We start from the raw sequence: 11,107 nt of genomic DNA, 5'->3' as shown, positions 1-11,107 counted from the left end.
AGCGGGTCCTGGAAGATCATCGCGACCTTCCGGCCGCGCAGCGCGCGGACGCGCTCGCGGTCCGCCCCGACGATCTGCGTCCCCGCCAGCTCGATCGACCCGCTCACCCGGGCGCCGCCGAGCAGTCCCATGATCGCCAGGCTGGCCACGGACTTGCCGGACCCGGACTCGCCGACGATGCCGAGCGTGCGGCCCTCCTCCAGGGAGAACGACAGCCCGTCCACCGCGCGGATCGTCCCCTTCGCGGTGGAGAACTCCACGGCGAGGTCACGGACGCTCAACAAGCTCGTGCGTGCTCCTTGTGGGGGGCGACCCCCCACACCCCCCGGTTCGCTTCCGCTCATGTGAATCTCACCTGGGGATCGACCACTGCGTAGAGCAGATCCACGACGAGGTTGGCGAACGTGATGAAGAACGCGGCCAGCAGCGCCACGCCCATCACGACCGGCTGGTCGGACTTGTCGATCGAGTCGATGGTGAGCCGCCCGATGCCGGGCAGCCCGAACACGCTCTCGGTGATCAGGGCCCCGCCGAGCAGCGCGCCGAGGTCCATGCCGAAGACGGTGAGGACCGGCGTGAGCCCGGCCCGCAGCCCGTGCTTGGCGACGACCGTCCGCTCGGGCAGGCCCTTGGCGCGGGCCGTCCGGATGTAGGGCTCGGCCATCGTCTCCACCATCGACGCCCGGGACAGCCGCGCGTACATGGCCGCGTACAGCAGCGCGAGCGCGACCCACGGCAGCACGAGGTTCCTCGCCCAGGCGGCGGGGTCCTCCGCGAAGGGCACGTAGCTGGAGTAGGGGAGCAGCCCCCCGATCTGGACGACCAGGACGGTGAGCGCCATCGCCGTGAAGTAGATCGGCAGGGACGCGGCGGTGAGCGTGCCCACCATCAGCGTCCGGTCCAGCAGCGAGTCCTTGCGCAGCGCGGAGACGACGCCGACGGTCACTCCGCCGACGAGCCACAGGACCGCCGCGCCGATCCCGATCGAGAGCGTGGTCGGCAGCCGCTGCATCATCAGGTCCCAGACCGGCATGTTGTTCTGGTAGGAGAACCCGAGGCACGGGAAGTGGCACCGGACGGCCTGCGGCCCCGAGCCGTAGCTCCGGCCCGCGAAGACGCCGCCGAGGTAGTCGGCGAACTGCCGCCACAGCGGCCGGTCCAGCCCCATCTGGTGGTGGAGCATGGCGAGCCGCTCCGGCGTGCACGACTTGCCGCACGCCTGCAGCGCCGGGTCGGCGGGGAAGACGTAGAAGATCGTGAAGGTCACCGCGCAGATGACGAGCAGCACCCCGGCGACCCCGGCCAGGCGCGTCGCGACGTACCGGGTCACCGGCCCGCCCCCTTCGGGTCGAGGGCGTCCCGGAGGGCGTCGCCGAGCAGCGTGAACGCCAGCACGGTCAGCAGCAGGCAGACGCCGGGGACCACGAAGAACGTCGGGTCCACCTGGTACCAGTCGATCGCCTTGGCCATCATCTGCCCCCAGGACGCGTCCGGCGGCCGGACGCCGATGCCGAGGAACGACAGGGCCGCCTCCGTGCCGATGTTGACCGGGATGGTGAGCGTCGCGTAGACGAGGACCGGCGCCAGCAGGTTCGGCATGACCTCGCGGAAGACGATCCGGTGGCGCGGCATGCCGGTGGCGCGCGCGGCCTCCACGAACTCCCGGTGGCGCAGCGAGAGCGTCTGGCCGCGCACGATGCGCCCGATGTAGGGCCAGCCGAAGAAGCCCATGACGAACACCAGCTCCAGCGTCCGGTCTCCCTCGGGCAGCACCGACACCAGAGCGATCATGAAGATGAGCTGCGGGAACGACAGCACCAGGTCCATGACGCGGCTGATCGCCGCGTCGACCCGGCCGCCGGCGAAGCCCGCGGTGAGGCCGAGGGCGGTGCCGGCGGCGGTGGCGACGCAGGTCGCCGCGACGGAGATCAGCAGCGAGATCCGGGCGCCGTAGACCATGCGGCTGAACACGTCCCGGCCGGTGCCGGGCTCGACGCCCAGCCAGAAGTCGCCGTCGACGCCGCCGAACGCCCCCCTGGGCGCGCCGGCCAGCGCCTTGTCAATCTTCTCGGGGTGGAACTCGTTCGGGCCGTGCCCGTTGAGGGCGGTGAGCAGCGGGGCGGCCAGCGCCAGCAGCACGAACAGGGCGATGATCGCCAGCCCGGCGAGGGCGGCCGGGTCGCGGCGCAGCCGCCCGCCGGCCGGCCGCCACGGCGACCGACCGGCGGGCACCGGCACGCTGCCGGCCACTACATCACCCCGAGGGTGGCGAAGTCGAACTCGCCTTCCCAGATGGCGTGGCCGAACGCGCCGGTGACCTTGGAGCCGCGCAGCAGCGGCAGCTTGTCGTGGATCAGCGGGACCATCGGCGACAGCCCCATCAGCTCGCGGTCGAGCGCCGTCCACGCGGCCGGGTCGTTCCCCTTCACGGCCGCGCCGATCTTCTCGTTGACCGCCCCGTCGTTCATCTGCGAGACGACGGTGTTGCCCTTCGGCGCGATGGCGCGCCCGTCGAAGACCGGCGGGATGAACGAGGCCGCGGACGGGTAGTCGGCGCACCACCCGTAGAAGACGAGCTCGTCCTCCTTCGCGGTGTCGCCGATGGTGTCGTAGTAGACGCTCTTGGCCACGGAGTTGATCCGGACCCGCACCCCGACGCGGGCGAGCGCCTGCTGCACCGCCTCGGCCTCGGACTTGCCGAGCTCACTGCTGGTCGTGGTGAGGGCGATCGAGAACCCGGCGCCCCTGCCGGCCGCGGCGAGCATCTGCCTCGCCTTGCCCGGGTCCCCGTTCGGCGGCGCCTGGTAGACGTCCTGCGCCCGCCCGCCGGTCATGGCGGGCGGCAGGTAGGACCCGGCGAGCTCGCCGACGCCGCTGCCGCCGTGCGCGGTGCGGTAGGCCTCCTTGTCGATCGCGTACTGCATCGCCCGCCGCACCTGCGGGTCGTCGAACGGCGGCTTCGAAGTGTTCATCGCCAGGAACCGGGTGCACAGGCTCGTCGCGCTGACGAACCGCTTCCTGACGTCCGGGCGGGTGAGGATGCGCGGCATGCTCGCCGGCGCGACCGAGTACAGCGTGACCGCGCGCTGATCCCTGCCCTGGTCGGCGATGAGCCGCTGGCCGATGGCGGCCTGCGCGAGGCCCTCCTCCACCACGATCTTGTCCGGGTTGGCCTGGCGGACACCGTCGGTGGCCTTGTCCCAGTGCGCGTTCCTGACGAGGATCAGCCGCCGGCCGCGGTCGTACGACTCGACCTTGTAGGGGCCGGAGGAGAAGGGGCGCCTGTCGAAGTTGACGCCGGTGTCCCTGGCCTTGGGGACGGGGGCGAACGTCGGAAGCGTGGTGACCTTCGGCCAGTCCATCGACGGCTGCTTGAGCCGGAACACGACCGTCCGGGCGTCCGGTGCGGCGATGGAGGCGAGACCGCCCTTGTCCTTGTAGGGCCCCTTGTAGCCGTCACCGCCCTCCAGCATCGTCCTGGCGTAGCCGGGGCCTTCCGGCAGGTCGGGCGCGAAGGAGCGCTCGATCCCGTACTTGACGTCGGCGCTGGTGATGGGCGTTCCGTCCTCGAACTTCAGCCCGGGTTTGAGGTGGTACGTCCATGTCCTGCCCTTGTCGGGCGTGGTGCCGGTGTCGGTGGCGAGGTCGGGGACGACCTGGGTGCCCGCCTGGCCCTCCTCGGCGGCGTAGGTGGTGAGCGTCCGGTAGAGCAGCCGCGTGCCGAAGTCCATCGCGAACATCACGTAGTTGCGCTGAGGGTCGAGATGGGCGAAGTCCTGCGTGTACAGGACGGTGAGGGTGCCTCCGGCCTTGGCGGCGGTGGCGTCGTCCCCCGAACCGCAGGCGGAGGCGCCGGCGGCGACGGTGCTGAGCGAGGCGGCGAGAGCGAGGCAGGTTCTGACCGGACGTTTCATGGCGTCTCCGTGCATCGTCGGGCGGAGTGCCATATAAAATAGTACAGTGCAATTGCACTACAAGCCCCGTTATCGAATCTCCACATCCAGGACTTTCACATGGACGACCCTGCAGCCGGCCGCTTCGCGACGGGCAGCCACGACCTGCCCGTCTCCGAGACGCTCGCCTCCTTCATGACCCGGGACTGGGCCCCGAGCGGGAAACCGCTCCCGGTGCGCCGGTCCGTGGCGCCGTACGCCGAGAAACGCCGCGCGGCCCTGTCGGCCCTCTTTCCCGGCGAACGCCTCGTCCTGCCCGCCGGCCCCCCGAAGGTGCGCAGCAACGACTGCGACTACCGGTACCGCGCGCACACCGCGTACGCCCATCTCACCGGGGACACCGGCGCGGACACCGGAGCCGGCGCGGTGCTGGTGCTGGAACCGGCCGGCACGGGCCACGACGCCGTCCTCTACCACCGGCCCCGGTCCTCGCGCGACGACGCGGGCTTCTTCCGCGACCGCCGGCACGGAGAGTTCTGGGTCGGCCCCCGCGCCGCCCTGGCCGAGACGGAGGAGAGGCTCGGGCTCGCCTGCGCGCCGCTGGACGACCTGGCCGGCGCGCTCGGCGGCCCGGTCCCGGCCCGGGTGATCCGGGGCGTGGAGCCCGAGGTCGACCGGGCCGTCCCGGCCCGCGCTCCCGAGCTCGACGCGGAGCTGGCCGCCTGCGCCGCCGAGCTCCGCCTGGTCAAGGACGACTGGGAGATCGCCCAGCTCCAGGCCGCCGTCGACCACACGGTGGACGGCTTCACCGCGGTCGCCGCCGGGCTGGCGCGCGTCACCGGGATGCCGCGCGGAGAGCGGTGGGCGGAGGGCACCTTCGAGCGCGTCGCGCGCATCAAGGGCAACGGCGTCGGCTACGACACCATCGCCGCGGCCGGGGCGCACGCCTGCGTCCTGCACTGGACGCGCAACGACGGCACGCTGCGCCTGGGCGAGATGCTCCTGCTCGACGCCGGGGTCGAGACCGACACCCTCTACACCGCCGACATCACCCGCACCCTCCCGGTGAGCGGGTGGTTCACCCCGCGTCAGCGGCAGGTCTACGACCTCGTCTACCACGCGCAGGAGGCGGGGCTGGCGGCAGTCCGCCCGGGCGCCCGCTTCCGCGACTTCCACATGGCCGCGATGCGCGTCATCGCCGAAGGCCTCCAGGACTGGGGCGTGCTGCGGAGCGCCGAGGACGCCCTCGATCCCGAGTCGGGCATCTACCGCCGCTACACCCTCTGCAGCAGCGGGCACATGCTCGGCATGGACGTCCACGACTGCGCGGCGGCGCGGGCCTCCCAGTACCTGGACGGGGAACTGCGCCCCGGCCACGTCCTGACCGTGGAGCCGGGCCTCTACCTGCAGCCCGACGACCTGACGCTGCCCCCGGAACTGCGCGGCATCGGCGTGCGCATCGAGGACGACGTCCTCGTCACCGAGACCGGCGCCCGCCTGATGTCCTCGGCCCTCCCGCGCCACCCCGAGGAGATCGAGAACTGGATGCAGTCCCTGAAGGACTGACGCGGGGAAGGGGCGGCGCCGGGCCCGGGACCACCGGGCACGGCACCGCCCCTGCGCGCGGGCCGACCGATGTCAGCCGCGGAGAAGGGACACCCCCAGACCGGACAGGGCCCGTCCGATGGGCTCGTGGATCATTCCGCATCCCGAGTTCGGACCGCCGCTCAGGATGCCGTGGGCGTAGTTGCCGGCGAAGACGCCGCTGCCGCTGTCACCGGGCCCGTCGCAGGCGGTGCTCCAGGTCATGCCGGACAGCGTCCGGTCCGGGTAGGACACGGTGGCGTCGACCTCGGTGATCGACCCGCAGGTGTAACCGGTCGTCGAGCCCTGCTTGCAGACGTAACCGCCGACGTAGTCGCTCTCGCTTCCGTGGACGGACGTCTGGGGGAGCACCCAGCCCCGGGGCTGCCACCAGCCCGGATCGTCGACCGAGACCGCGGCGTAGTCGCCGTACCAGCCGAAGGTGTAGTCCGCGGCACCTCCCACGTTCTGGTAGCCGTAGCTGTAGGTCGACACGTCCCACCAGTAGCCGAGCTCGGCGCAGTGGCCGGCGGTGAGCATGTAGTACCGGCTGCCGGAGTAGGTCATGAACGCGCTGGTGCAGCGCGCCCCGCCGGTGAAGATGGCCAGGCCGGACCGCAGCGGCGGGTCGCAGCTGTAGTCGTCGTAGCAGTAGCGGGGCACCGATTTGTGGGCGTAGGTCGACACCTTCACCGCGCCGCCGAACGTCCGGCGCGCCCAGCCGACGACGTCGCGCTGGGCCGGGGTGAGCGCGGCGTTCTTGAGGCTGCTCAGCCTCACGGCGTTGCCGGACGTGACGATGCCGGTCTGCAGGCCGTTCTCAGCCCCCTTGTTGGCGGCGGCGACCCGCTTGGCGAGGGAGGCGGACACCCGCTGGAGGTGCCCGAACCCGTACCGGACCTTCTTCGTCCTGGTCGTGCCCAGTCCGGCGGCCTCCGCCTTCGCCCGCACCTTGGCCGGCGCACCGGCTCCGGTGACGCCGACGGTGAGCTCGCCGCCGTGCGCGTGGTCGATCCAGGCGCCGCCGTACGCGGCGCCGAGCTCCTTGCCGAGCCGGGACGCGAGCTCGAACTGCGCGGGCTGCCGGTCGGCCCGGCGGCCTGCTTCGGCCGCCGAGACCCGGTGGTCCTTGACGATCTGCTTGACGAGCGTGTCCTTGGCCTCCTGCTGGATCTGGGGCCGGGACCTGTGGTGGGGGGAGGGGGCGGGGGGCGCGCCACGGCCACCGGGGGCGTCGGCGTGCGCCGGCGCCCCCGGTGATGCCGCGGTCAGGGCGGCGGCCACGGCGACGGCCGCGGCGGCCCTTCTGCGATTCGGGCGGACCATACGGGAGCCTCCTTCGCGGACGGGGGTGCCGCGGCATCCGGCCGCGGCGTCCGCAATGCAATGTGAAATTGCACTGTAAAATGTGAAGCATCACTTGCCAAGAGCAGTGCCTCAGGCGTGATCCCAGCTCCGAGCGGTTATGGCCGGATCCGGCCAGGAGACGTGCGGGCGGAGGGCGCCCTCAGCGGTGGTCGCCCCGCACGTGGTCGAGGTGGCGCGTCATGAGGTCCCGCGACTTCTCGGCGTCGCCGGCGACGAGCGCGTCCAGCAGACGGAGGTGCTCCTCCGCCGACGCCACCAGCGTCTCGGCGGCGGCGGGACGGGCGAGGCCGTGCATCTGCGAGCGGCCGCGCAGGTCGAGGACCGTCCGGACGAGCGTCCGGTTGCCGGTGAGTTCGAGCAGTTCGGCGTGGAAGCGGTGGTCGGCGTCGAGGAAGCCGACCGGGTCGCCTTCCCGGGCCGCCGCGAGCGCCTCCTCGGCGAGGGCGCGCAGGCGCGGACGGGCAGCCTCGGGAACGGCGCCGGCCAGCCGCACGACGGCGGGGACCTCGACCAGTTCCCTGAGCTCGGTGAGTTCGGCGAGGTCGCGGGCCGAGGGCCGCACGACCCGGAAGCCCCGGTTGCGCACGGCCTCGAACAGGCCGTCCCGCACCAGGTCGATCATGGCTTCGCGGACCGGGGTGGGGGAGATCCCGAACTCGTCCGCGAGGGTGGGGGCGGAGTACACGACGCCCGACCGCAGCGTGCCCGTCGCCAGCGCCTTGCGCAGCGCCTCGGCCACCTGGCCGCGCAGGCTGCTCTGGCCGCCGAGGTCAGGCAGCCCGACCAGGGCATCGGCCACCGGATCCATTGGCCCTCCTCACCCACGATCAGAATACCGCCACGTAGGCGGCCCGGAGGCCCGGCAGCGGCAAGATCAGCAGGCGGGGCCGCGCGGGCAGGGTCACGGGAGCGCGGTCACAGCAGCGGGTGCACCTGGGGGTGGGCGCGCCACCACGCCTCGAAGGTCGGATGGCTGCCGGTGTGCTCCAGGTAGGCGGCCGCCAGCCCCCGGTAGAGGGACGCGGCCTCCTCCTCTCCCAGGCGGTCCCGCCGCCAGGCGACGATGAGCCTGGCGACCTGCGGCTCCCCGGCGAGGGGCCGCACGACCGTGCCGGGGTGCGGCGGCCAGGACGGATCCACCATCCGGACGCCGTGCCCCGCCGCGACCAGCGGGCACGCCGCCCCGCTCGGCGCCTCGTAGCGCACGATGGGCTCGAAGCCGGCGGCGCGGCAGGAGGCCCGCAGCGAGGACAGCGAGCCGTCGTCGGCGCCCGGCGGGGCGATCCACGCCTCGTCCCGCAGGTCGGACAGGTCGATCTCGTCCCTGCCGGCGAGCGGGTGGTTCGCGGAGAGGGCGACGAAGATCGGATAGCGGGGCACCAGGGTGCGGCTGACCACGGGCGCCGCGATCGGGACGTCGAAGCCCTCCATGAGCCCGATCAGCGCGGCGTCCAGATGGCCGCGGGCGAGGGCGTCGCCCAGCAGGGCGGAGGAGGGCTCGATGCGCAGCGAGACCTCGCGGCCGGGAAGGGCCTCGCCCACCCGCGCGACGATGCTCCCGACGCAGGCGAGGTGGACGCATCCGAGGCCGAGGGTCTCCTGCGGGCTCCGCGGTCCGCGCAGGTCGCCGAACAGCGTGTCCATCTCGGACAGGATCGTCCGCGCCCGGCTGATGACCTGGCCGCCGAGCGGCGTCGGCTCCAGGCCGGACCGGCTGCGGGTGAACAGCGCTCCGCCGACGATCTCCTCGACCCGGCGCAGCTGGTTCGACATTGCGGGCTGGGACATTCCCATCCGGGCCGCCGCCCGGGTGACGCTCCCTGTCTCCGCCATCGCGCACACCATGCGAAGGTGACTGATGTCGAGATCCATAGCTGGAAATTATGCATCAGCCGATGACCCGCGACTCGGACCGACCGCAATAATCTCCGTACTCCTCCACACAGGTGGGCGATCACGGCGCCAGCGGCACCTCACCCTCGGTCTTCTGGCCGTGATCGCGCGGATGGAAGAAGGGAGATCCCGTCTCGCCGGCCCCAGGTTGAGAGCCCTTCTCACCCTTTTTCTCTCCCTGGGGGCCGGACGCGCCGCCGACAACTCTCGTGGAAAGCGATCGCTTATGCCGGAAAATCCGCAGACGGTGGAGAAGGCGGGATCGAAACTGGCCGACGGCGCGTTTCCGGCCTGGCCCTTACCGCCCGGGCCGGCGGCGGCGGCGTTCGCGCGCTCCATCGCCCGGTCGGCGCTCGCGGAGCTCGGCATGCCCCCGCAGGACGCGCAGGACGCGCAGACGATCATCTCGGAACTCGCCACCAACGCCGTCGTGCACGGCGATCGGAACCGGGCCGAGGTGTGGGCGTATCTCAGCCGCCACCCCTCTCCCCGGCTCACCCTCACGGTGTTCGACGCCGCGCCCTGGCGGGGGGCCGCCGGCCCGGCGGACGCCGCCGCGCCGTCCGCCGGGGAGCCCGCCTCCGAGGCCTGCGGCGGCCGCGGGCTGATGCTGGTGAACGCACTGACCGAGGAGGCCGGAGGCTGCTGGGGCGTCCATCCCACCCGCCGCAGGCTCGGCCCGGACCCGGTGTCCGGCAAGGCCGTCTACTTCACGGTCCCGCTGCCGGAGGCGTCCGCGGCCGTCCTGCCCCCGCCCGACCCGGGCCCGGTGCCCGAGCGGCTCCGCGAGCTGGCGGGCGCGCGGGGGCTGCGGTCCCTCGTCTCGCTCGGCGAGGTGACGGTGGTGCACTTCGGGACCGGGCTGTGGGTCTGGGTGAAGGACGGGTCGCTGCTGTACGAGCTGCCGGGGCGCGGCGTCGTCCGGTGCCCGCCCTCGGACGCGGTCGAGGTCGTCGAGCAGATGGTCCGGCTGAGCGAGGAGGGCGCGGCCGGCGGCCGCGCCCCGCGCGCGCCGTCATGGGACCTGTGCTGAGCGGCGCCCCGCCTCACCGGCCCTCGGGCCGGTCCGCCCAGATCCCCCGGACGTGCCGGAGGTGGTGGCGCATCAGCGCCTCGGTGCCCCGCGCGTCGCCGTTCGCCACCGCCTCGATCAGGTCCTCGTGCTCGCGGGCGGACGGTTCGAGCTCGCCCCGCTCCGCCAGCCGCGGCACCCCGTAGAGGCGGGACTTGTAGCGCAGCTCGCTCACCAGCCGGACGAGCTGGGCGTTGCCGCCGAGCCCGAGCAGCGCGAGGTGGAAGCGGTGGTCGGCGTCGATGTAGGCGACGACGTCCCGCTGCCCGGCCGCCGTGACGATCTCCTCGGCCAGCGGCCGCAGCGCGCGGACCTGCGCGGCCATGCCGGCCCGCGCGAGCCGCACGGCGGCGGGGATCTCGATCAGGGAGCGGACGTCGGTGATCTCGTCCAGCTCGTCGTCGGACAGCTCGGGGACCCGGAAGCCCTTGTTGCGGACGACCTCGACCAGCCCCTCCCGGGCCAGGTCGATCATGGCCTCCCGGACGGGGGTCGGGGACACGCCGAACCGCTCGGCGATGGCCGGGGCGGAGTACACGACGCCCGAGCGCATCCCACCGCTGACGATCGACGCGCGCAGCGCGTGGGCGATCTGGACCCGCACGCTCTTGCGCGGGCCGAGCGAGGGCAGGTTCGGCATCATCGCTCCGTGAGGCGCGAGAGGATCCTGGCCTTCCCGCTCTGCCAGTTGGCCTTCAGGGCCTCGACCGCCCCCTCGACGTCCGCGTCGACCAGGCGTTCGGCGATCCGCTCGTGCTCCTCGGCCGAGCGCTCCAGCACCTCCCAGTCGCCGACCACGACGCGCTCGTAGCGGTGCATGGTGAGCTTCAGCGAGGTGATGAGGTCCATCAGCCTGTCGTTGGGGCAGCCGGACAGCAGGAGATCGTGCCAGGCGTCGTCGTAGCGCTCTATCACGGCGTGCTCCGCCTCGGGGGCGGAGAACGCGCGGGCCTCCTCAAGGAGGCGGGGGGCGACCGCGCGCAGGAACTCGGGGTCGGTCGACTCCAGCGCCAGGGACTCCAGGGCGGCGACGATCGTGGTGAGGTCGTCGAACTCCTTCGCGCTCATCGGCGCGAACCGGAATCCCTTGCCGCGCTCGCTCACGATGATGCCCTCGCGCTCCAGCCCGATGAGCGCCTCGCGGAGCGGGGTCCGGCTGACGCCGAGGTCCGCGGCCAGCACCATCTCGTTGATCGCCTGTTCGGGGGCGAACTCGCCCTTGCCCAGCCGGTCGAGGATCTCGTCCTTGATCTGTTCGCGAAGGGGGCGGCGGTCGATCGGCATGCTGTGGTCTTCC

General features: G+C 72.7%; 11 protein-coding genes. 2 read left to right on the top strand and 9 right to left on the bottom strand.

Annotated elements, in window-relative coordinates:
- The 4 genes from AB0K37_RS21680 to AB0K37_RS21665 all read right to left on the bottom strand — a co-directional run.
- Positions 1 to 284: ATP-binding cassette domain-containing protein (locus AB0K37_RS21680; protein WP_363983811.1), on the bottom strand; the 284-nt coding region annotated here is incomplete at its 3' end.
- Between the two features lie 56 nt (positions 285 to 340).
- Positions 341 to 1,330 carry an ABC transporter permease gene (locus tag AB0K37_RS21675; protein ID WP_363983809.1) on the bottom strand — a complete coding sequence of 330 codons (990 nt, stop codon included), beginning with the start codon at positions 1,328 to 1,330 and terminating at the stop codon, positions 341 to 343.
- Positions 1,327 to 2,250, bottom strand: coding sequence for an ABC transporter permease (locus tag AB0K37_RS21670; RefSeq protein WP_363983807.1), 924 nt, complete (start codon positions 2,248 to 2,250; stop codon positions 1,327 to 1,329). The genes AB0K37_RS21675 and AB0K37_RS21670 overlap by 4 nt, the downstream gene beginning before the upstream one ends.
- Entirely contained in the window at positions 2,250 to 3,914 is a 1,665-nt protein-coding gene (locus AB0K37_RS21665) for an ABC transporter substrate-binding protein (RefSeq protein ID WP_363983805.1), read from the bottom strand. The genes AB0K37_RS21670 and AB0K37_RS21665 overlap by 1 nt, the downstream gene beginning before the upstream one ends.
- A 99-nt stretch (positions 3,915 to 4,013) precedes the next feature.
- On the opposite strand from AB0K37_RS21665, the gene AB0K37_RS21660 reads away from it, so the two are divergent.
- Positions 4,014 to 5,459 carry an aminopeptidase P family protein gene (locus tag AB0K37_RS21660; RefSeq protein WP_363983803.1) on the top strand — a complete coding sequence of 482 codons (1,446 nt, stop codon included), beginning with the start codon at positions 4,014 to 4,016 and terminating at the stop codon, positions 5,457 to 5,459.
- 72 nt (positions 5,460 to 5,531) lie between these two features.
- Here the strand turns inward: AB0K37_RS21660 and AB0K37_RS21655 are convergent, their stop codons facing one another.
- The 3 genes from AB0K37_RS21655 to AB0K37_RS21645 all read right to left on the bottom strand — a co-directional run bounded on the left by AB0K37_RS21655 (position 5,532) and on the right by AB0K37_RS21645 (position 8,717).
- A complete protein-coding gene (locus AB0K37_RS21655; RefSeq protein ID WP_363983801.1) occupies positions 5,532 to 6,803 on the bottom strand; it encodes a S1 family peptidase in 1,272 nt (423 codons plus the stop codon).
- Between the two features lie 181 nt (positions 6,804 to 6,984).
- The gene (locus tag AB0K37_RS21650) at positions 6,985 to 7,653 is read right to left on the bottom strand and encodes a GntR family transcriptional regulator (RefSeq protein ID WP_363983799.1); all 669 of its coding nucleotides are present in this window, start codon (positions 7,651 to 7,653) and stop codon (positions 6,985 to 6,987) included.
- Between the two features lie 107 nt (positions 7,654 to 7,760).
- A complete protein-coding gene (locus AB0K37_RS21645; RefSeq protein WP_363983797.1) occupies positions 7,761 to 8,717 on the bottom strand; it encodes a LysR family transcriptional regulator in 957 nt (318 codons plus the stop codon).
- A gap of 247 nt (positions 8,718 to 8,964) precedes the next feature.
- On the opposite strand from AB0K37_RS21645, the gene AB0K37_RS21640 reads away from it, so the two are divergent.
- Positions 8,965 to 9,771, top strand: coding sequence for an ATP-binding protein (locus tag AB0K37_RS21640; RefSeq protein ID WP_363983795.1), 807 nt, complete (start codon positions 8,965 to 8,967; stop codon positions 9,769 to 9,771).
- A gap of 13 nt (positions 9,772 to 9,784) precedes the next feature.
- On the opposite strand, the gene AB0K37_RS21635 is transcribed toward AB0K37_RS21640, so the two are convergent.
- Both AB0K37_RS21635 and AB0K37_RS21630 read right to left on the bottom strand, forming a co-directional pair.
- Complete coding sequence (locus AB0K37_RS21635; protein WP_363983793.1) at positions 9,785 to 10,450, bottom strand: GntR family transcriptional regulator; 666 nt, start codon at positions 10,448 to 10,450, stop codon at positions 9,785 to 9,787.
- Entirely contained in the window at positions 10,450 to 11,094 is a 645-nt protein-coding gene (locus AB0K37_RS21630; protein WP_363983791.1) for a GntR family transcriptional regulator, read from the bottom strand. Before AB0K37_RS21630 ends, AB0K37_RS21635 begins: the two co-directional genes overlap by 1 nt.
- Between the last annotated feature and the right edge of the window lie 13 nt (positions 11,095 to 11,107).

The organism is Actinomadura sp. NPDC049753 (assembly GCF_040674655.1).
Lineage (GTDB): Bacteria > Actinomycetota > Actinomycetes > Streptosporangiales > Streptosporangiaceae > Spirillospora > Spirillospora verrucosospora.
This window is presented reverse-complemented; position numbering and strand designations above follow the sequence as displayed.